This window comes from Streptomyces sp. NBC_00310 (assembly GCF_036208085.1).
Classification (GTDB): Bacteria; Actinomycetota; Actinomycetes; order Streptomycetales; family Streptomycetaceae; genus Streptomyces.
This window is the reverse complement of the sequence record NZ_CP130714.1, coordinates 7,552,369-7,573,170: the sequence shown is the minus strand read 5'-3', so window position 1 is coordinate 7,573,170 and position 20,802 is coordinate 7,552,369. Positions and strand designations below refer to the sequence as shown.

At 70.2% G+C, this 20,802-nt stretch carries 19 protein-coding genes and 1 tRNA gene; 1 reads left to right on the top strand and 19 read right to left on the bottom strand.

The genetic code is table 11. The features are described from left to right. Positions 1 to 135 precede the first annotated feature (135 nt). The 8 genes from OG202_RS33320 to OG202_RS33285 all read right to left on the bottom strand — a co-directional run bounded on the left by OG202_RS33320 (position 136) and on the right by OG202_RS33285 (position 12,080). The gene (locus OG202_RS33320; protein WP_327732117.1) at positions 136 to 1,836 is read right to left on the bottom strand and encodes a trypsin-like serine protease; all 1,701 of its coding nucleotides are present in this window, start codon (positions 1,834 to 1,836) and stop codon (positions 136 to 138) included. A 186-nt stretch (positions 1,837 to 2,022) separates the two neighbouring features. Continuing rightward, on the bottom strand, positions 2,023 to 4,071 hold the full coding sequence (gene rho, locus OG202_RS33315) for a transcription termination factor Rho (RefSeq protein WP_326577436.1): 2,049 nt from the start codon (positions 4,069 to 4,071) through the stop codon (positions 2,023 to 2,025). A 408-nt stretch (positions 4,072 to 4,479) separates the two neighbouring features. Continuing rightward, positions 4,480 to 5,433 (bottom strand): homoserine kinase, encoded by a 954-nt coding sequence (gene thrB / locus OG202_RS33310; protein ID WP_327727797.1) that lies wholly within the window; start codon positions 5,431 to 5,433, stop codon positions 4,480 to 4,482. Positions 5,434 to 5,745: 312 nt separating this feature from the next. Continuing rightward, positions 5,746 to 6,804, bottom strand: coding sequence for a threonine synthase (gene thrC, locus OG202_RS33305; protein WP_327727798.1), 1,059 nt, complete (start codon positions 6,802 to 6,804; stop codon positions 5,746 to 5,748). Positions 6,805 to 6,810: 6 nt separating this feature from the next. Next, positions 6,811 to 8,103 (bottom strand): homoserine dehydrogenase, encoded by a 1,293-nt coding sequence (locus OG202_RS33300; RefSeq protein WP_326577442.1) that lies wholly within the window; start codon positions 8,101 to 8,103, stop codon positions 6,811 to 6,813. A gap of 236 nt (positions 8,104 to 8,339) precedes the next feature. Continuing rightward, positions 8,340 to 9,731 carry a diaminopimelate decarboxylase gene (lysA, locus tag OG202_RS33295; protein WP_326577444.1) on the bottom strand — a complete coding sequence of 464 codons (1,392 nt, stop codon included), beginning with the start codon at positions 9,729 to 9,731 and terminating at the stop codon, positions 8,340 to 8,342. 204 nt (positions 9,732 to 9,935) lie between these two features. Further along, complete coding sequence (gene nrtL / locus OG202_RS33290; RefSeq protein WP_328224029.1) at positions 9,936 to 11,117, bottom strand: ArgS-related anticodon-binding protein NrtL; 1,182 nt, start codon at positions 11,115 to 11,117, stop codon at positions 9,936 to 9,938. 450 nt (positions 11,118 to 11,567) lie between these two features. Then, positions 11,568 to 12,080 (bottom strand): response regulator, encoded by a 513-nt coding sequence (locus tag OG202_RS33285; RefSeq protein WP_327727800.1) that lies wholly within the window; start codon positions 12,078 to 12,080, stop codon positions 11,568 to 11,570. A gap of 175 nt (positions 12,081 to 12,255) precedes the next feature. Between OG202_RS33285 and OG202_RS33280 the strand changes: the two genes are divergently transcribed. After that, positions 12,256 to 12,327: transfer RNA gene (locus OG202_RS33280), tRNA-Arg, on the top strand. A gap of 233 nt (positions 12,328 to 12,560) precedes the next feature. Here OG202_RS33280 and OG202_RS33275 read toward each other — a convergent pair. The 11 genes from OG202_RS33275 to OG202_RS33225 form a co-directional block, all read right to left on the bottom strand. Continuing rightward, positions 12,561 to 13,967 (bottom strand): tyrosine-type recombinase/integrase, encoded by a 1,407-nt coding sequence (locus OG202_RS33275; protein WP_328224028.1) that lies wholly within the window; start codon positions 13,965 to 13,967, stop codon positions 12,561 to 12,563. Further along, positions 13,964 to 14,158, bottom strand: coding sequence for a helix-turn-helix transcriptional regulator (locus OG202_RS33270; RefSeq protein WP_328224027.1), 195 nt, complete (start codon positions 14,156 to 14,158; stop codon positions 13,964 to 13,966). Before OG202_RS33270 ends, OG202_RS33275 begins: the two co-directional genes overlap by 4 nt. Then, positions 14,134 to 15,501 (bottom strand): replication initiator, encoded by a 1,368-nt coding sequence (locus OG202_RS33265; protein WP_328224026.1) that lies wholly within the window; start codon positions 15,499 to 15,501, stop codon positions 14,134 to 14,136. The genes OG202_RS33270 and OG202_RS33265 overlap by 25 nt, the downstream gene beginning before the upstream one ends. Positions 15,502 to 15,605: 104 nt before the next feature. Next, a complete protein-coding gene (locus OG202_RS33260) occupies positions 15,606 to 15,914 on the bottom strand; it encodes a SpdD-like protein (protein WP_328224025.1) in 309 nt (102 codons plus the stop codon). 20 nt (positions 15,915 to 15,934) lie between these two features. Continuing rightward, the gene (locus OG202_RS33255) at positions 15,935 to 16,090 is read right to left on the bottom strand and encodes a hypothetical protein (protein ID WP_097249362.1); all 156 of its coding nucleotides are present in this window, start codon (positions 16,088 to 16,090) and stop codon (positions 15,935 to 15,937) included. Positions 16,091 to 16,111: 21 nt separating this feature from the next. Then, a complete protein-coding gene (locus OG202_RS33250) occupies positions 16,112 to 16,291 on the bottom strand; it encodes a mobile element transfer protein (protein WP_037728579.1) in 180 nt (59 codons plus the stop codon). A gap of 16 nt (positions 16,292 to 16,307) precedes the next feature. Beyond that, positions 16,308 to 17,036: a DUF2637 domain-containing protein gene (locus OG202_RS33245; protein WP_328224024.1), complete on the bottom strand. Its 729-nt coding sequence runs from the start codon at positions 17,034 to 17,036 to the stop codon at positions 16,308 to 16,310. Between the two features lie 88 nt (positions 17,037 to 17,124). Continuing rightward, entirely contained in the window at positions 17,125 to 18,495 is a 1,371-nt protein-coding gene (locus OG202_RS33240; protein WP_328224023.1) for an FtsK/SpoIIIE domain-containing protein, read from the bottom strand. Positions 18,496 to 18,500: 5 nt separating this feature from the next. After that, entirely contained in the window at positions 18,501 to 18,848 is a 348-nt protein-coding gene (locus OG202_RS33235) for an SCO3933 family regulatory protein (RefSeq protein WP_046703005.1), read from the bottom strand. Positions 18,849 to 19,031: 183 nt separating this feature from the next. Beyond that, positions 19,032 to 19,853, bottom strand: coding sequence for an integrase (locus OG202_RS33230; RefSeq protein WP_328224021.1), 822 nt, complete (start codon positions 19,851 to 19,853; stop codon positions 19,032 to 19,034). Then, complete coding sequence (locus tag OG202_RS33225; protein WP_328224020.1) at positions 19,850 to 20,701, bottom strand: sigma factor-like helix-turn-helix DNA-binding protein; 852 nt, start codon at positions 20,699 to 20,701, stop codon at positions 19,850 to 19,852. Before OG202_RS33225 ends, OG202_RS33230 begins: the two co-directional genes overlap by 4 nt. Positions 20,702 to 20,802 lie beyond the last annotated feature (101 nt).

Genomic DNA, 20,802 nt, shown 5'->3' with positions numbered 1-20,802 from the left:
GCTCCGTGGCCGCTCCGTCCGGTCAGACGGGATAATCCGGGAAAGGGTTGCACGACGAACGGTGCCCATCGCGTAAAGCGCGATGGGCACCGTGTGTGCTGGATGAGCCCGGCGGGACCGGGCTCACCTGGTGTTTCAGCCGAGCAGGTCGTACTGGGCGTAGCTGGTGCCGACCGAGACCCGTGTGCTGAAGATCTCGCTCGTGGCCTTGCCGGTGCCCTTGTAGAGGTACAGCGTGCCGGCCGGCGTACGGGCCAGGAGGTCCGCCCTGCCGTCGCCGCTCACGTCACCGGGAGTGATGAGCGTGTTGTAGGCGCTCCAGTCCGAGCGGACCTTGATCCGGGTGGCGAAGGCGCCCGTGCCAGACTTGCCGGTGCCCTTGTAGAGGTAGACGTTCGAGCCGGTCTTGGTGCGCGCGATCAGGTCGGCCTTGCCGTCGCCGGTGAAGTCGCCGTGACCGAGCACCGCGTTGTACGTGTTCCAGCCCGTGCCGACCTTGACGCGGGCACCGAAGGAACCGGTCCCCTTGCCCGGGTAGATCCACAGGGCGCCCGCCGAGTCGACCGAGAGCAGGTCGGGCAGGGCGTCGCCGGTGACGTCGCCGGGGGTGAGGATCCGGGTGCGGGTCGCCCAGTTGTCGAAGATCTGCGTGGTCGTCCAGGTGTTGGACGAGGGCGCGTACCGCCGCCAGAAGACGTCACCGTCGGAGGAGCGGCGCAGGACGAAGTCCTGGTGGCCGTCCCGGTTCAGGTCGGTCTGCTGGACGAGGTTGTACCCCGTCCAGGTGCCCGCCTCGGAGGGCAGGGCCTGGCGGTCGCCGAGCTTGGACCCCGTGGAGGCGCGGACGTAGCCCGTGCCGGTCTCCTTGTTGCGCAGGAAGACGTCGGCCTTGCCGTCACGGGTGATGGCGGTGTCGTCGACGCGCGGGTAGGTCGCACCGACGTACTTGCTGACCTTGGCGAAGACCGGGTAGGCACCCTTGTACACACAGTTCTCGACGCCCCACGAGACGACACCGATGACCTTGTTGCCGACGACGAGCGGGCCGCCGGAGTCACCGTTGCAGGTGGCGGTGGTCGTGGCGTCGGTGCCGCCGGCGGGCTTGCCCGCGCAGACCATGTGCCCCTTGATGAAGTGGGGGCTCCAGGTGTTCGCGCAGGTCGTGTCGCTGACGATCGGCAGCGTGGCCGTCTTCAGTGTCTGCGAGATGTCCTGGGTCTTGGAACTGGTACGGCCCCACCCGTAGACCTTGGCCTGGGTGCCGGCCGCGTACGAGGCGGTGTCGCCCGACGTCGTCATCTTGATCGGCGTCGCCTTGACCGGCTTCGCCAGTGTCAGGACGGCGACGTCGTTGTCGATCGTGTCCGCGTTCCACGAGGAGTGGTTCCACTGACGTGAGAGCGGGGTGGCGGTACCGCCGTGGTAGTCCACGTGGTTCAGGGTGCCGTCGTCGTTGTAGACGGCCGTGGGCAGCTGGTCGGTGCCGGTGACGATCTCGCCGTACTTGACCCAGTCGTAGTAGGCCTTGTCGACGCAGTGCGCGGCCGTGAGGATCTTCGTCGGTGAGACGACCGTGCCGCCGCAGAAGAAGCCAAGGTCCTGGGTCGGGTCGTAGTACCAGAGCTGGGCCATCCACGGCGCCGAGGCGATCGTGGTCGTCGAGCCGCCGATGATCTGGGCGGACGGCTCCAGGCCACCGTCCGAACTCGCGCTCGACGACGGTTCCCGCTCGGCCACATCCGCTGTGTCGTCCGCCGCCATCGCCTTGGCGATCCGTACGTCCGCTTCGCTGGGCGTCGGGCCGGTGTCGGCGGTTGCCCCGCTCGCGGACGACATCAGAAGCGTCCCGGCTATCGCGGCGGCTATGGCTCCGGACAAGGGTCTAGCCACTCAATTCCCCCCTGGGAGTGCAATGGTTGATCAGAGCATGAAGACCGTGATCGTACACGTGTGCCCTACAGAAAACTGGGGCCACCCTCACAAAGAGGGTGGCCCCAGCGCTCTGCTGTGCGGACTAGCGGACTAGTCGCCGCCGTTGCCCGGCGTCGTCTTCTGGATCTGCATCAGGAACTCGGCGTTCGACTTCGTCTGCTTCATCTTGTCGAGAAGCAGCTCGACCGCCTGCTGCTGGTCGAGGGCGTGCAGCACCCGGCGCAGCTTCCAGACGACGGCGAGTTCGTCGGGGGCGAGCAGGATCTCTTCCTTACGGGTACCGGACGCGTCCACGTCCACCGCGGGGAAGATCCGCTTGTCCGCGAGCTTCCGGTCGAGCTTCAGCTCGGCGTTGCCCGTGCCCTTGAACTCCTCGAAGATCACCTCGTCCATGCGGGACCCGGTGTCCACCAGCGCGGTGGCGAGGATGGTCAGCGAGCCGCCGTCCTCGATGTTCCGGGCCGCACCGAAGAAGCGCTTCGGCGGGTACAGCGCGGTCGAGTCGACACCACCGGACAGGATGCGGCCGGAGGCCGGCGCCGCCAGGTTGTACGCACGGCCCAGACGCGTGATCGAGTCGAGCAGCACGACCACGTCGTGGCCCAGCTCGACGAGCCGCTTGGCACGCTCGATGGCGAGCTCGGCGACCGTCGTGTGGTCCTCGGCCGGGCGGTCGAAGGTCGAGGAGATGACCTCGCCCTTCACCGACCGCTGCATGTCGGTGACCTCTTCCGGACGCTCGTCGACGAGGACGACCATCAGGTGGCACTCGGGGTTGTTGTGCGTGATCGCGTTGGCGATCGCCTGCATGATCATGGTCTTGCCGGTCTTCGGCGGGGCCACGATCAGACCGCGCTGGCCCTTACCGATCGGCGCGACGAGGTCGATGATGCGGGTGGTGAGGACGCCCGGGTCGGTCTCCAGACGGAGCCGGTCCTGCGGGTAGAGCGGCGTCAGCTTGTTGAACTCCGGGCGGCCACGGCCTGATTCGGCGGCCATGCCGTTCGCGGAGTCCAGGCGGACCAGCGCGTTGAACTTCTCGCGGCGCTCGCCGTCCTTGGGCTGACGGACCGCGCCGGTGACGTGGTCACCCTTGCGCAGGCCGTTCTTGCGGACCTGGGCGAGCGACACGTACACGTCGTTCGGGCCCGGCAGGTAGCCCGACGTACGGATGAAGGCGTAGTTGTCGAGGATGTCGAGGATGCCCGCGACGGGGATCAGGACGTCGTCGTCGGCGAGCTGCGGCTCGGGGGTGCCGATCTCGTCACGGCCGCGACGGCCACGACGGTCCCGGTAGCGGCCGCGACGGCCACGGCGTCCGCCGTCGAAGTCGTCGTCGTCCTGCGGGCCGTTGTCACGCTGACGGTCCTGACGGCCGCCGCCCTGCTGCTGGCCCTGCTGGCCGCGGTCACGCTGCTGCTGGCCGCCGCCCTGCTGCTCGTCGCCCTTGCCCCGACGGCTGCGGTCGCCCCGCTCACCGCGGTCGGTGCGGTCGCCACGGTCGGTGCGCTCACCGCGGTCACGGCCACGCTCACGGCGGCCCTGGCGGCCCTCGCCGCCCTGGTCACCGGCGTCGCCCTTGGGCTCGGCCGAAGCGGCCGGGGTCTCGGCCCTGGGCTCGCTCTTCGGCTCGGTGACCGTGGCGGCCTGCGCATCGGGGCTGCCCGCGTCGGCGGTGGCACGGCGCCGACGGCGCTCGGTGGGCGCCTCGTCGCCACCGGCCGGCTGGCCGGGGATCTCGATCTGCTGCTGGGCCACGGCCTTCTCGGCCTTCTCGGCGGGCGCCTCGGCCTTCTTGGCGGTGGCCTTCTCGGCCGGGGCGGCGTCGTCGCCCGTGCGCGCCTTCGAGGTGGCACGGCGCTTCGGCTTGGTCTCGGTGGCTGCCTCGGCCTTCGCCGGGGCACCCCCGCCCGCCTGCGCCTCCTTGATGACCTCGATCAGCTGGCTCTTGCGCATACGCGCGGTGCCCCTGATGCCGAGGCCGGATGCGACCTGCTGCAGCTCGGCCAGCACCATGCCCTCAAGGCCGGTGCCACGGCGCCGCCGGGAGCCGGCACCGCTGGCAGGCGCGGCGTCCGTGGCGGGCGCGGCAGCGGTGTCCTCGACACGTGCGCCCATCAGATCGGTGGTGTCGCTCACGAAGGGTCCTTCCCTGGAGCGGACGTCGGCCTTCTGGCTCGGCGACCGTTTGTGCTGTCCGGCTTCGGCCCTGTTCGGGTGGACCGTGCCGGGGCGGTGGTCCGCCAAAGAGGCGGCGGAGGAAATTTCTGGTGATTCGGCGCTATCCGGGCCGTGGCACTGAGTGTCTGTGTCACGCGGCTCGGCCACGCCTGTTCCGGGGCCTGCTCGGCAGACCGCTCAGTGCCTGCGTACGGCGTACAGCTTGACGTACGAAGCACAGTGCGGCTGGGGAGACTCCCGGAAGAATGGTTGTCCCTGACGGGGACGATAAGCACCTCGCCATGGCTGGGGCAGGTGCAGACTTGAGGTTAACACTACCGGATCCAACAAACATTCCCCCTCTCGAAATCCGGCAACCGAACGCCCCTACTCGTCGCCGCTGACGGCGCCGACTTCGGTGACGGCGGTGGTGAGCGGCAGGACGCACGCCCCTCGGGCGTCGAGGTCCAGCCGGTTGGCGGCCCAGCCCGCACCCGCGAGATCGGCCACCTTGTCGGCACTGGCCTCGTCGACCAGGGCCAGGACCGTGGGTCCGGCGCCGGAGATGACTGCCGGGACGCCGTCGGCCCGCAGCCGCTCGACCAGGGCCGTGCTCTCCGGCATGGCGGGCGCCCGGTACTCCTGGTGCAGCCGGTCCTCGGTGGCGGGCAGCAGCAGCTCGGGGCGCCTGGTCAGGGCTTCCACGAGGAGGGCCGCCCGGCCCGCGTTGGTGGCTGCGTCGACGTGCGGGACGTTGCGCGGAAGCAGTCCGCGCGCCGTCTCCGTGAGAACCGGCTTTCCGGGGACGAAAACCACCGGAACGATGGAATCCGCGGGATCCATCCTGATCGCGCGCGCGGCGCCGCCCTCCATCCAGGAGAGCGTGAAACCGCCGAGAAGGCAGGCCGCGACGTTGTCGGGGTGGCCCTCGATCTCCGTGGCCAGTTCGAGCAGCGCGGCGTCGTCGAGCCGGTTGTCGCCGCCTATGGTCACGGCGCGGGCGGCGACGATGCCGGCGCAGATGGCGGCGGAGGAGGAGCCGAGGCCGCGGCCGTGCGGAATGCGGTTGGCGCACACGATCTCGAGGCCGCGGGGCTGTCCGCCCAGCAGGTCGAAGGCGGTGCGCAGAGAGCGGACGAGCAGGTGCCGCTCGTCGCGCGGGAGGGTCTCGCTGCCCTCCCCCGCGATGTCGACGTGCAGTCCGGAGTCGGCCACCCGGACGACCACGTCGTCGTAGAGCCCCAGCGACAGGCCCAGGGCGTCGAAGCCCGGACCGAGGTTGGCGCTGGTGGCGGGGACGCGCACCCGTACGGCGGCGGCGCGGAACGCTGGACCGGCCATCGCTCGATGACTCTCCTTGAGCTGCGGGACTGACGAGTGTCGAATGACATTCGATACGTAAGTGATGCGTATGTGAGGACCCAGCGGCCGCTCAGGACGGCGCGGCGCCGCACCCTTGCGGGGCATATGCGGCGGGCGGGTTCACTACAGCCTATCGAAGGAAGGTTCTGTGGCGACATAGGGCGCACAGGAGGCGCACGATGCGTGTCGTAAGCCCCCTGTGCACCCCCTGTCGGGTGCTGTCAGGGTTATCCCCCGAGAACCGGCGTCTACGCGCGACTCCCAGGTCTTTTCGAACGGCTGGGCGAGAGCTTACGCGAGGCCGAGGCGCTCGGCCGCCGTCGCCGCGTCCACCGGGACCGTGACGGGCTGCGGGGCGCCCGCGACGGCCCAGTCGGGGTCCTTGAGGCCGTTGCCGGTGACCGTGCAGACGATGGTCTGGCCCGGGTCGACCTTGCCGGCCTCTGCGGCCTTCAGCAGACCGGCCACGGAGGCGGCGGAGGCGGGCTCCACGAAGACACCCTCCTGAGCGGCCAACAGCCGGTAGGCGCGCAGGATCTCACGGTCCGTCACCTCGTCGATGAAGCCGCCCGACTCGTCCCGCGCGGCCAGGGCGTACTGCCAGGACGCGGGGTTGCCGATACGGATCGCGGTGGCGATCGTCGACGGGTCCTTGACGACCTCGCCGCGCACGATCGGGGCGGAGCCGGAGGCCTGGAAGCCCCACATCCGGGGGGTCTTCGCGGCGATGCCGTCGGCGGCGTACTCCTTGTAGCCCTTCCAGTACGCCGTGATGTTGCCCGCGTTGCCCACCGGCAGGACGTGGATGTCGGGGGCGTCGCCGAGCATGTCCACGATCTCGAAGGCGGCGGTCTTCTGGCCCTCGATGCGTACCGGGTTCACTGAATTCACCAGCGCCACCGGGTAGTTGTCGCTCAGTTCACGCGCGAGGGTGAGGCAGTCGTCGAAGTTGCCGTCGACCTGGAGGATCTTCGCGCCGTGCACCAGGGCCTGGCCCATCTTGCCCAGCGCGATCTTGCCGCGCGGGACGAGCACGGCCGAGACCATGCCCGCACGGACGGCGTAGGCGGCCGCGGAGGCAGAGGTGTTGCCCGTGGAGGCACAGATGACTGCCTTCGCGCCCTCTTCCTTCGCGCGCGAGATGGCCATGGTCATACCGCGGTCCTTGAAGGATCCGGTCGGGTTGGCGCCCTCCACCTTGAGGTGGACCTCGCAGCCCGTGCGCTCGGAGAGCACCTGCGCGGGTACGAGGGGCGTGCCGCCCTCGCGGAGCGTCACGACCGGCGTGGTGTCGGAGACGGGCAGCCGGTCCCGGTACTCCTCGATGATTCCGCGCCATTGGTGGGTCATTGCTGGTTACTCTCCTTCAACCCGCATGATGCTGGCGACACCCCGCACGGTGTCGAGGTTGCGCAGCGCCTCGACGGTCCCGGTGAGGGAGGCGTCGGAGGCGCGGTGGGTGACGACGACGAGAGAGGCCTCGCCGTCCTTGCCCGTCTGCCGAACCGTATCGATCGACACACCGTGCTCCGCGAACACGGTCGCCACCTGGGCGAGAACTCCCGGTTTGTCGGCGACGTCAAGGCTGATGTGGTAGCGCGTGACGACCTCGCCCATCGGCGAGACCGGCAGGGCGGCGTACGCGGACTCGCCGGGCCCGGTGGCGCCCGCGAGCCGGTTGCGGCACACGGCGACGAGGTCGCCGAGCACCGCGGAGGCGGTGGGGGCACCGCCCGCGCCCGGACCGTAGAACATCAGCTGCCCGGCGGCGTCCGACTCCACGAACACGGCGTTGTAGGCGCCGCGTACGGAGGCGAGCGGGTGGGTCAGCGGGATCATCGCGGGGTGCACGCGCGCGGTGACGGAGCCGCCGTCCGCGGCCCGCTCGCAGATGGCGAGCAGCTTGATGGTGCAGCCCATGTTCCTGGCGGAGGCGAAGTCGGCCGCCGTCACCTCGGTCATGCCCTCGCGGTACACGTCGTCGAGACGTACCCGCGAGTGGAAGGCGATACCGGCGAGGATCGCGGCCTTGGCGGCGGCGTCGAAGCCCTCGACATCGGCGGTCGGATCGGCCTCGGCGTATCCCAGGGCGGTGGCCTCGTCGAGGGCCTCCTGATATCCGGCGCCCGTGGAATCCATCTTGTCGAGGATGAAATTGGTGGTGCCGTTGACGATGCCCATCACCCGGTTGATCTTGTCGCCGGCGAGGGACTCGCGCAGCGGCCGGATCAGGGGGATGGCGCCGGCGACGGCGGCCTCGTAGTAGAGGTCCGCGTCGTGGTCCCCGGCGGCGGCGTGCAGCGCGGCGCCCTCCTGGGCGAGGAGGGCCTTGTTGGCGGAGACGACGGAGGCGCCGTACTCGAACGCGGTGGTGATGAGGGAGCGGGCGGGCTCGATACCGCCGATGACCTCGACGACGACGTCGATGTCCCCCCGTTTGACCAGGGCGGTCGCGTCGGTGGTGACGAGCGCCGGGTCGATGCCCTCACGCACCCGGGAGGGCCGCCGGACCGCCACACCCGCGAGCTCGACCGGGGCGCCGATGCGCGCGGCGAGATCGTCGGCGTGCGTCGTCATGATGCGCGCCACCTCTGAGCCGACGACCCCACAGCCCAGCAGCGCCACCTTCAGCGGACGCGTACGCATCATCCGACCTCGTTTCCTCACATACCGAATACGGTGGGACCAGTCTCACTCACCGGACGGGGGTTTCTATCCCTCGTCCGGATCGTGAGACATCTATTTCATTTCCACCGGGCCGGAAGACGGAGATCTTTCGGCCCGGAATTTCTTTTGCGCGCGGATCACCCGTCACGTCATCCATGGACCACCCGTCACGCAGTCCATGGACCGCGGGTCAGGTCATCGACGGATCACCGGTCGGGTCATCCGACGTCGAGACGGAGAAGATCCTCCTCCGTCTCCCGGCGGACGATGACACGGGCCTCTCCCTCCTTGACGGCGACGACCGGCGGCCGCAGTACGTGGTTGTAGTTGCTCGCCATGGAACGGCAGTACGCGCCGGTCGCCGGTACGGCGATCAGGTCACCCGGTGCCAGGTCCGCCGGCAGAAACGCGTCCTTCACCACGATGTCACCACTCTCGCAGTGCTTGCCGACCACCCGCGCGAGCATCGGCTCGGCGTCGGAGGTCCGGGACACCAGCGCGACGCTGTACTCGGCGTCGTACAACGCGGTCCGGATGTTGTCGGACATCCCCCCGTCCACGGACACGTAAGTGCGCAGCCCGTCCAACGGCTTGACGGTGCCGACCTCGTAGAGCGTGAAGGCGGTGGGGCCGACGATGGCGCGGCCCGGCTCGACGGAGATACGAGGAGCGCGGAGCCTGGCGGCGTCACACTCACGGTTGACGATCTCGGTCAGCGCCTTGGCGATCTCGTGCGGCTCACGGGGGTCGTCGTCGCTGGTGTAGGCGATACCGAGACCGCCGCCGAGGTCGATCTCGGGCAGTTCGACACCGTGCTCGTCACGGATGTCCTTGAGCAGTCCGACGACACGGTGGGCGGCGACCTCGAAGCCGGAGGTGTCGAAGATCTGCGACCCGATGTGGGAGTGGATTCCGATGAGTTCGAGCCCGTCGAGCTTGAGGGCCCGCCGCACGGCCTCCGCGGCCTGCCCGCCGGCGAGCGGGATCCCGAACTTCTGGTCCTCGTGGGCGGTGGCGATGAACTCGTGCGTGTGGGCCTCGACGCCGACGGTGACGCGGATCTGCACCTTCTGCCGCCTGCCGAGCGACTGCGCGATGTGCGCGACCCGCACGATCTCCTGGAAGGAGTCGAGCACGATACGGCCGACACCGGCCTCGATGGCTCGGTGGATCTCGTCGGTGGACTTGTTGTTGCCGTGGAAGGCGATGCGGTCGGCGGGCATACCGGCGGAGAGGGCGGTCGCGAGCTCGCCGCCGGAGCAGACGTCGAGGTTGAGCCCCTCCTCGTGCAGCCAGCGCACGATGGCCCGAGACAGGAACGCCTTGCCCGCGTAGAACACGTCGGCGTCCTGCCCGAACGCCGTGCGCCAGGCACGCGCCCGGGCCCGGAAGTCGGCCTCGTCGACGAAGTACGCCGGCGTGCCGAACTCCTCCGCGAGCGCCTTCACATCGATCCCGCCGACACTGACGACTCCGTCGTCCGTGCGGGTGACGGTCTGCGCCCACACCTTCGGGTCCAGCGTGTTCAGGTCGGCGGGCGGGGCGGCGTAGTGCCCCTCGGGAAACACGTCGGCGTGACGGGGCCCGGCGGGGTGTGCGGAACGGCTCATGTCTGTACGGCTTTCTGTGGACTCCGGGCTTTGCGCGCGGGGGCTTGGAGGGGGCTTCGGTGCTTCGGGGCTTCGAGCTTGGAGGCTTGGGGCTCCGGCTGACGGGTGACGGCTGACGTTGTGTCGGGTGTCGGGTGTCGGCTCCGGCCGACGGGGGTCGGCTTCCGCTCTTCGCTGTCTGCTCCTTGGGCTCCGCGGGCTCGCTCAGAGGTATGCGGGTGCGTCGATGCCGAGCAGGGACAGGCCGCCGGCCAGCACCGTCCCGGCGGCTTCGGCAAGTGCCAGCCGGGCCCGGTGGGCGGCCGAGGGTTTCTCGTCGCCGCGCGGCAGCACCGTGTGCTGGAAAGCGAGCAGGGCGTCGGCGAGGACGACCAGGTGCCGGGCGAGACGGTCGGGAGCGCGGTGCGTGGCCGCTCGGGCGAGGGCGGAGGGGTATTCGGTGAGGGCGGTGACGAGAGGGGTTGTCACGTCGGGGGTGGTGAGGGGCGCGGGAAGTGGGTTCGGGGTCACCGGGGTGCCGGTGAAGCCGAGGGCCGCGGCGTTGCGGGTGAGCGCGCGGGCTCGGGCATGGGCGTAACGGACCCGGAAGAGGGGGTTGCCGGCCCGCTGCACCAGGAGGTCCGCGGTGATCCGGGGACGGTCGTGCGCGGCCGGGTGCAGGAGGGCCCAGCGGAGGGCGTCCGGACCGAGGGGGGTGGGGTCTTCCGGGGCGGGGACGGGGCGCAGGTCGACGGGTACGTCGGTGGTGGCCTCGTCCGGGGCACCGGGCCGATCGGGTTCGGCGACCTTGCCGGGCCGACCGGGGGCGCCGGGCTCGTCGGAGGGCCGGGGTCGGGGCCGGGGCCGGGCGTGCTCGACCTCGACGCGGCCTCCCTGGCTGGCGACGATCCGGACGAGCGCGTCCGCGACGACCTCGGCTCGGATGTCGTACGGGATCCGCAGCCGGACGACCTGCCCGGCGAGGGTGTCGCTGTGGCCGTACGGGAGGGGATCGGGGCCCTGGCCGTCCGCGGCTCCCTGGGCTCCCTGGGCTCCCTGGGCTCCCTGGGCTCCCTGGGCTCCCTGGGCTCCCTGGATCCGGCGTACCAGGGCGGTGACGGCCGCCCGGTCGAGGTGGATGTTGAGGAAGCCGGGGCCGGTGATCTCGACGGCGACGACGCCCTCGGTGCGGCTGAGATGGGGCCGCAGTATCTCGGCGACCTGCAGGGGCGGTCGTCCGGCGGGCCGGGCCAATTGCAGGGCGATGTTCGTCGCGTAGTCCCCGCTGCCCCCGGGCCCCGGCGGCGTGACCACGGCCCGTGCGGGCACCGGCACGCTCAGCTCCCCCTCGTCCACAGCACGACGCACCGCGCGCAGCACGGTGCGGGAGAGCTCGACGGGGGTCACGGGGACAAGCGTAGGGGAGGAGGGGGGTGGGTATGCGAGCCGGTTTACCCCGGGGTCCGGGATGTGGACGAGATGTGGGGGGTGGTGGGGGCCGACAGGGGGCCGGGGTATGTGGAGGGGCGGGAGTCGGCAGGGGGCCGGGGTATGTGGAGGGGCGAGGGTCTGCGGGGCGGGGGTCGGCGGGGCGCCGGGGTGGACCGGCGTCCGTATGGGCGAGGCATCCGCACGGGCGACCGAGGGCCCTTCGGGCCGTGTGTGCAGGGCGAGCCGGTCTGCATCGTGGGGCCAGGCCGGAGCCGCGTGTTCCGGCGAGCTTCGGGGCCGGACTCCCCCGGGCCGGACTCCGGGTGCTGAAACCTCTGGGCAAGGGCCGCACACGGCAGGACGGCGGCCATGATCATCCCCGGTGCGCCCGGCCGGGCCCTCGCGGCGCCGCTTCCGGGCCCGAGATCAGCTTCCGGTACGGCCCGCCCGCTCCGCACACTCGGTGTGATCACTCCCGCTGCCGGTCCCTCCGGCCGGGGCGCCGGCGGGAGCGGGGCCGTCGACTCCGCTCCCGTACGCCGCGGCACCGTCGCCCCCGGCATGCGCTCGCTCCACCAACCGCCGTACGAGAGCGACGAGTTCGCTCGGCTCGAAGGGCTTGGCGAGGAACGCGTCGACGCCGACGTCGAGCCCGGCCTCGACCTCGTACTGGTTACAGGCACTGACGATGGCGAGCGGGAGACGCCGCGTCAGGGGGTCGCCGCGGAGCCGGGCGGCGGTACGGAGACCGTCGAGCCGTGGCATCACGACGTCGAGGGTGATTAGGTCGGGCCGCACCTGGTGAACGACGTCCAGGCACTCGGCACCATCGGCCGCGGTCACCACCTCGAAGCCCTCCAGCTCGAGGTTGACCCTGATCAGCTGCCGGATGACCTTGTTGTCGTCCACAACAAGCACCCGGCCGGACGCGCCTGGCACAACTCGAGAGTAGGTCCGCTCCCACCACCGCGTCCGGGTTTTCCCCACTTCCACCCTCTGCGGGCGGTCTCCCCCAAGCTCAACCCCGCCCTGACACCCCGCAAAACCCGTTCATGATCTCCCTCGGAGAGCTGGTAGGGTTCTACCCGTCGCCGCCGAACAAGGCGCCCGACACGCCCCCGTAGCTCAGGGGATAGAGCAACGGCCTCCGGAGCCGTGTGCGCAGGTTCGAATCCTGCCGGGGGCACCTTGCATGAGGTGCCCAAAGACCCCGTCACCAGCGGAAACGCTGAGGCCGGGGTCTTCGCGTATGTGCAGGCGTGTGCCGCTCGGAGCGGGCGTATGTCGGGCGCCGTGGACTATGTGTGGACTGGCCGCAGGGCAGGAACCCGCAGGTGGGGCCCGGGAAAGGACGAGGCCCCCGGACCGTAGTCCAGGGGCCATCATGCCGCAGGTGCACGTGTCGGAGGTGTGTCGGGATCAGGTCCCGTTGCCGGGCCCGTCCTCCTGGCCGTCGTCCTCCCCAAGGAGTTCGGCGATCCGACGGTTGGCGACGTCCTGCCGACCGTCGAGGCACTTCGCGTAACGGCTCAAGAGCACCTCGACGCTGTTGCCCGCACGCTCCGCAACCTCGGTGGGGTCTACGCCAGCGTTGAGCCAGGACGACAGAGCGGCGTGCCGCAGGTCGTACGGGCGGGCAGCCAGCGGCGAGGCCACCTGTTCCGGCGTGAGCGCCAGGTGCCGCGCCTCGTCCCAGACGCGCCAATACGTGGTGGATGCGACCACTCCCCCGCGCTCATTGGCGAACAGCCGGCCGTCCTTGGCCGTACCGAACTCCTCGATGTGCGCGAGCAGGATGCGGACGAGGCGGGGCGGAATCGGAACAATGCGGGTCTCGTTCGCGGGCCGGTTCTTGAGCCCTCGGTTGTCGTGCACCTCCCCCGTGCCAGTCCAACGCTTGCCGACGGTGGGACGGCTCTTCTCCAGGATCAATGAGCCCCACCCGGTTTCCGGCAGCGTGCAGTCCGGACGACGCAGCGCCACCGCTTCCGCCGGCCGAAGCCCACCGAAGTACATGCAGGCGAAAAGCGCGACCAGGCGGCGCCCACGAGCCCGACGGTAGCCACCGACGTACGAGACAGCGCCAAGGAGTTCAGCAGCCTGCCGCGGGTTCACCACGACTCGGCGGTCTACTTCCTTGGTCACCTTCGGCAGCTTCCACTTCACGAGCGTGACCGGGTTCTCCGGGAGCTCCCCCAGCTCGACCGCATAGGCCAGAGCGTTGAACAGGACGGCTCGCTTGCGCCGCACCGTCTCAGCGGCGGCCGGGGCCCCGGACAACGTGAGCTTGAGCGAGTCGAGGACGGTGCGGATGTCTGCCGCATTCTTGAGCGTGGCCAGTGGCAACGAGGCCTTGGCGACCCAGCGGAGGGCATTGGCGATGTCCACCGGCGGCGCTTCCTCGTCCGGGGCCTGGACGACGAAGGCCCAGCCGCGCAGGGCACGCCGCAACACATCGTCGGCCGGACGACCGGGCCGATCTCCCAGGAGCTGAGTCGTGACGAGTGTCATCGTCTCGTTCAGGCTGTCACGCGAGTTCGGGGCAGCATGCGGCCACTTCATGGCGACGTACGCCCGCGCGAAGTCGTACCAGGAGAGGGACTCTTTGACCGGTGCCATGGAGTCCGGCAGCCCGGTTTCCGTGTCGAAGGCCTCGCCCTTTTGCGCAGCCCGGAGCAGCTTCGCGCGGAAGTTGTCGGCGAGCGCCTTGGTCCGAAAGGTCTCGGAGAACGGTGGGACGTCCCCGACCTTCCAACGCACGTCGTACGACGGCGTCTTGTACGGCCGCTTGCGGATGCCCCACACCTTCACGTCATGCGACTTCACGCCGCCTCCCCGAGTCCGTGAAGCCACGCGGTGAAGTCACTGCGCCAGAAGCGGAGTTCACCGTTCGGGAGCTTGATCGCTTCCGGAGCCTGTCCCAGTTCACGCCAGCGGTAGAAGGTGCGCCGGGAAACTCCGCCCAGTTCGGCGAGGATCTGCGGAACAGTCATCAGTTCGTCTCGTCGGCGATCCATGCCGAGTCTCCTTCCGTGTCGGGGGTGGCGTCGGGCCGACGCGATGTCGCGAACCAGGTCTCAGCAGCGGTCAGGCCAGTGCCGGCGAAGCGCCAGTGCGAGAGGACGAGCACGGTGTCCGGGTCGGGCAGAGGGTGGCCTGCTTCGGCAGCGCGTGCGCGGGTGAGGGCTTCGTTGTGGTCAGCGCGTTCCTGGCGGAGGGCGCCGAGGGTGACGGAGTAGGCGCGGGACTTGGTGGAGAAGTGGCCGCGGAAGCCGAGCATGTGAGCCCACTTACGCAGGCGCAGCTCTTCGAGTTCCGGGCGTGCGCCGAGGTGCCAACAGGTGAGGATCAGCTGTCGGGCGTGGTCGGTGACGCCGGAGCCGATCAGGTCGGTGATCGGGTTGCGAATGGGGCGGTCGAGGGTGCCGGCCGTCTCGGCGCCCTTGGTGGCGTACTTCGCGATGTACGAGGCGACGGCGCGGCTGGAGAGTTCCGAAGTGCCCGCGAAGTCGGCCGAGCGGATAGGACGGACGTCGAGCTGTTTGCCGAAGCGGAAGGTGTAGGGGCGTGCGTCCAGGACAGGGCCGGGAGCTTCGGCAAGGCGCGCCGACGTGCGGATTGTGTCGGTGAGGAGTTCGGTCGTTGCCCAGGACGGTGGGGTGTCTTCGGCGCCCTCGGGGCCGTCGAGGCGGATGACGGCGTGGAAGTGGACAGCGCCGCGTTGCTGGTACTCGGCGACCTTGGCGTACGAGACCTTGAGGTTGTCGCGGAGCTCCGAGCGGGTGAGGCCGGCTCGGGCGGCGAGCTGTTGGCGCAGGTAGGTGGTGAAGCGGGCCCAGAGGGCGCCAGCGTGGGCGTTCCAGAGGACGGCGGCACGGTAGTCGTAGCGGTCGGGGTCCAGGGGTGTGCCGAGTGCGGGGTCGTCGTCGGGGTGGAGTCGTCCGCAGCGGCACCGGCCGCCGCCGGGGCGGTTGTGGACGGGGCCGAAGGAGGGGGCGGTGAAGGTGGCGAAGACGCGCGGGTGTTCTGCGACGGCTGGGCCGATGCCTTTGCCGCCGCTGAGTCCGGCAGTGACGAGGTGGAATGTGTCCTTGCGGTACACCTCGGCGCAGGTGGCGCACCGGGTGGCCCGGCGGTTGTTGCAGCGGATGAGGAGCTGACCGGCCGGGAGGTCGGTATCAACGATCTCGCGGACGATCTCACCCGTTGCGGCGTGGACGTCGAGCCGGTGGCCCTCCATCCGTACGGGCCTCTCGCAGCCGCCGAGGCGCTGGACCTGGCGGGCGTAGGCGCCGAGGTCGCCGTGTCGGGCGAGGGTGGTCAGGTGGCGGATGGCTCCGAGGGGAGCCGGGGGGTGCATGTGCGGGTTCCTCCTGCCAGGGATCAGGGACTTCGCGCCCGCCACCCACACCGTCCAGGGGGCTAGACAGTGTGGGCAGGCTGAGCGCAGGTGGAGCCGTTGAGTCAGTGACGGGTGAGGAGCGAGCGGATGACGACGGCGCAGACCGCGGTCGAGGTGGCCGTGACGGCGACGGCGAGGAGCATGGAGACGAGGACGGCGCCGACGACCAGGACCACGGCAGTTCCGCCGCCGACGAGGGCGAGTGCGGTCCCGGGAGTGAGCTGGACAGCGGGCCGGGAGAGGACCGGAGCGGAGGCGGGAGCCAGCTGCGGGGTATGGGCGGCGGGGGTGACGGTGGCCGGCTCGACGACTGCGGGCGGGGTGACCAGGCCGGTCGGCTGGGGCATGGTCGGGATCTTCGGCTGGAACATGGGCGGGTCTCCTTCGGTGGCTACTTGACGAGGGAGTTGATGACGGGGGCGAGCAGGCTGTCTGCGATGAGGTAGCCGCCGAGGAGCAGCACGGCGATGAGCCACCAGGGCGGGCGGATGAGCTTGACGCCCAGGACCCCGACGCAGAGCAGGGCGAGCCAGAGCGGTACGTCCATGGGGGTTGATCTCCTGTCAGGTCAGGGCGAGCAGCGGTGGGTGCGGGCGGCGAGTTCAGCGGCAGCGCGGGAGTCGTACTCGGCGGAGAAGTCGCAGCGGGGCGCGGTGCAGGCGGCCAAGTGGCGGTTCTTGCCGCGCTCGACGAACGAGGCGACGTTCACGGGGCCGATACGGCGGACGTTGCGGAAGCGCCGGTTCATGGCGGTCTCCCCTTTCTCAGAGGTGGGCGGCGACGGATGCCGTCATGGACGGGGGCAGGCCGAGTCGGGCGCGTACGGCGTCGGGGTCGGCCGGGTGGCCGGTGGCCGAGTGGTGTTCATCGGCCAGGGCGCGGACACGGTCGACGAGAGCGGGAGGGAGCGCGACGGCGGGCACGGGCGCCGGGGCCGGAGCAGGGACGAGATCGGTCACCGGTTCGGCGGTGGTGGGCTGAGGGGTGGGGTCGGGCTCAGTGGGCAATGCCGGGAGCGCGTCCCGGTCGGCCATGTCGACGGCGACGGGGGCGGTGGTCGATTGGTTGTGCAGGCCGGTCGTCGACGGGGTCGGGACCTCTGGTGCTTCCTGGGGGTGGTGTGGTGCGTGGGCGAGGAGGGTTCCGCCGAAGAAGGCGACGGCCGGCCAGCCCGCGACCACGACGCGGAGCCAGGCGGGTACGTGGTCCAGGTCGAGGAGCCCGGCGGTGGCGACGTTGGCGCCAAGGGATGCTGCCAGGGCGACAAGGAACCACAGCCGCGGGCCCCCGGAGGGCTGTCCGGCCCGCTGTTGTTCGCGCATCCGACGCCAGGCGGCGACCAGCAGGAGGTCAACGCTGATCGGGTAGGCCCATGCCTTCCAGCCGCCCTGTCCGGCCGCTTCAGCGAGGTCGTGGAGGTGGGAGAAGGACAGGGCGCCCGCGATGACGGCTTGGATGATCACGGCGTCCAGGCGGGCAAGTTGGGCGCGCATCGGCTCGTCTTCCTTCCTGTTTTCGGCATGGGAGGGGTAGGGACCTTGGCGTGAGGCGGTCACGCCGACCGTGGGAGGAGGAGGTGCGCTACTCGGTGACCGGGCGCGTGGTGTGCGGGGCAGGTGCTGCGGCCGGGGCCGACTCGACCGGCGTCGAGGCGAGGGCGGGGCGGAAGGCGGCGAGCCGGGGCAGGTCCGGGACCAGGGCCGAGGTGTCGCGGCAGATGGCCGCCGCTTCGTCGAGGGTGAGGTGGGGTGAGCGGACGCGGCACCAGCCGCCGGAGGAGTCGCCGACGACCGCGACCCCGGGCCGTACGGCCGGAATGGACGTGGCGGCGAGGGCCGCTTCGGGGGCAATGTCGGCGAGCGCCATATTGGCGGAGGTCTCGTCGTTGACGCGGTGGCAGACACGGCCGGTGAGCTGGGCGCGGAGCATCGTGGCGCCCTTGCCGAGTTCGGAGCCGAAGCGCTGCCCGCAGACTTCCAGGTAGATGCCGGCCGCGCGGCCGAGCTGGGCAAGGCGGATGAGCTTGGTGACCATGGCGTCGCGTCGTTTCTCGTCGTCGCGACTGGCGGCGAGGAAGAGTTCCGCGACCTCGTCGACGACGACCACGACCGGCACCGGCCGTACCTCGTCCGGCAGCCCCCACACGTCGGAGGTGAGCACGGCGTCCGGACCGGCCACGCTCGACAGGCCGATGAGGCGGAATCGGGCCTCCATCTCCTCCAGGAGGGCGTCAAGGATGTCGTTGGCACGGTCCGAGGTGTCGGCGAGGGCGGACAGGCGGGGCGCGAACGGCGCCAGTTCGACGCCCCACTTGCAGTCGATGCCGACGAGGGCGACGGGTTGCCGGGCCAGTCCGCACACCAGGTTGCGCAGGTACACGGACTTGCCCGACTGCGTGGCGCCGAGAATCAGTTCGTGCGGCACGGTGCGGAAGTCCCGTACGTGCCAGTGACCGTCTTCCCGCAGAGCCAGCGGGAGAGTGAGCGCTCCACTCCCCCGCCAGCGGCGCGCGGGGCGTACGTCGGCGAGCACGTCCCAGCCGATCAGGCGCAGTTCGAGCCGTCCCGGCTTGGTGGGGCGGATGTGCACGGCGTGGGCGCCCCAGGCGTGCCGTAGCCGGTCGGCCGAGGCGGTGAAGTCCTCGGGTGCCTGCCCGGCCGCCATGCGCAGTCGCATCACGAGACCGGACCCGGTCGGGCGTGGCAGCGACCGCCAGGGCGGCACCGGGGCCGCTTCCCGCCCGATGATCCGGGCCGTGGCCCGACGGACGGCCGAAGCCGGAACCGTCAGGCCACAGGCGTCCATGGTCGCCCTGTAGGTGGTGAGCACGCGCAGGGCGATGACCGGGTACCCGACGAGCCACCAGAACAGGACCGGCGTCCGTCGACGCATGACGAGCAGCGCGGCCAGCGCCAGCAGAGCCAGGATCAGAGTCCAGACGGAATCGGTCATGGTGCTCAGCCCTGCACCGAGGTCGGAACGTTGACCATGACGGCGTCGGCCCGGTAGGCGATGCCGTGGCGGGCCCGGCCGCCGAACTCGCTCTCCCAGGGCCGGGCCACCAGGCCGGACAGGACGACCGGGGCGCCCATGACCAGACCCTCACCGATGCCCGGCTCCGGCACCGTCACCTTGATCATGTCGGAGCCACCCGATGCGATGAACACCAGCTCCAGCACCATGAGCCGGGCGTTGGTCACCGGGTCCATAGCGATCTCGCCAGTCTGACGGTCCTTGACCTTGGTCTCGGGCAGCTTGGTGACCAGCAGCGTCGCGGCGGAAGTGTCTACGGGGATGACACGCATTCTTCGAACCTCACTTGGTTGGTGGCGCCTTTCTCGACGCCCATCCGGTCTGGATACCCCCCTAGACAGCAGGAGGAGGCCCCACCCGAACTGTCTAGGGGGGTTGACGCCAACAGTAACCCGACGATCCATCAGCTGTCTAGGGGGGTATACGAGGAGAGCTGCGGCCAGACCCGAACGGCCCTACGTCAGCACCCAGTGAAGGGCCGTCGCATCATCCTGAGCCTTGCCACGCGGCCAGCGCCGACCATGCGGGTCCCCGGCCTCAGCGTCCCGGACCATGCGGATCAACTCGTTCGGCCCTGACGTGTTGAGGGTGTCCAACACCGTTACCCAGTCGGCGAGTTCGAAGCGGTCCACGAGTCGCGTGGCCCCGTCGCTCAGGAGACTCACGGAGTTGAGGGAGTCGAGCGGCACGGACCCGGTCAGTGCGTGCTCAGCCGCCCGGGGGTCGGGGCCGGCGATCCAGAAGCCGCCCGGCCTGTTACGTAGACCGGTCAGCGCGTCGCGGTACTCGGCAAGTGCGGCAGCGTGCTCGGGTGAGCCGGTGGGATGTGCGTCGACCGGGCCCCGAAGCGACTTGCCGACCTCGTCCAGGCGGCGGTCAGTGACGACCGCGCAGCCCCCGCTCTTCCCGTCGAGCAGTAGGGAGGAGTCGCCTAGGACGAGGTACTCCAGTTCCTTGCCACCGGCCCGGACCGCCACGACCGTGCTGGTCGGACTGGCCCGATAGGTCAGGTCACAGCTGTCGCCATGCAGGGCTCGAACCGCGGCGATGGAGTCGGCCAAGCAGTCGGCGAGGGGGCGGCGCGGATCCGCGGTGACGGCTCGCAGCAACAGCGCGCCCAGGGTCCCAGAGAACCACGCGATGCTGTGCACGCATCCGGTCTCAGCCCCCGCCACCCCGGCGCCGTCGAGGAGGACGGCAGCACCGGGAGCGAGAGCGGCGAAATCCTCGCTCTCCTTGCCGGGTTCGGAGGGGAGGGAGCCGAGGGCGACTCTCACGCCCCGGTCTCCTCGTCGTGCAGGTACAGCGGGCAGACCAGCTCTACGGACTGCGGCTCGCTGGTCTCAGGGTCGTACTCGACTCCGACCAGCGTGGAGAACCGGCGCTCCCCCACCTGCCCCCACAGGGCATTGAGATCCGATGCCAGCAACTGGACCGCGCCGAGGGAGCCTTGGGTGTGGATACCGGCAATGGCGAGCACCGACCCCTTGCCGTCCGGGCGGGGCAGCCGGCCGAGGTATCCCACGTCGTGCGGGCGAGCCGGATCACCGTCCTGCCCAGAGCGGTGAATGATGCCAGTGCGCCGGTCCAGCAGCGTCCAGGGCTCGCCGTCCTCATGCTGCCAGCTGAGTACCGGGTCCTGGGCGTACAGGTCGCGCATGTCCTCGGACATGCCCGGCCCACAGACGACGATCAGGCCGTCTCGGTTGAGGTTGACTTCGCCGCTCACGAGCACGTTGCCGGTGGCGACATCGAGGCTGTACGACTTCGCCAGGTCCTCAAGACGCTTGCCCGAGTTCATGTCGTCCATGGCGACGACCGTGCGCTTCTTCACGTCGTCCGCCCGAAGCGGAGTGACCACGGTGACGACGCCCGCACCGAAGAAGGCACCTTCGGGCGCCGGGCCAGTGTGGCGGATCTGGTGAATCCGGCCACGGCTCAGACCAGCCTTCTCAGCGATCTGCGCGTACGAGAGCCCTTGCGCATGAAGGTCCTGAACCACCCGCCGACGAAGCCGCGCCAGCTCTGTCACCTCCTGCTGAGCGTCTGCCAACCGGGTCGTGACCTCACGCAGGAGCAGGTACGGATCATCAATCGACATGATCCGTCGCAACTCGTCCGACATGCCTTCACCTCCTAGGATTCCTCCGAAGTCTAGGCCCCTAGACAGAAAAGGCGGAAGCAGGCGGCCCGAGTGAGCGCCGATCACGTAGAAGCCGGATCTGC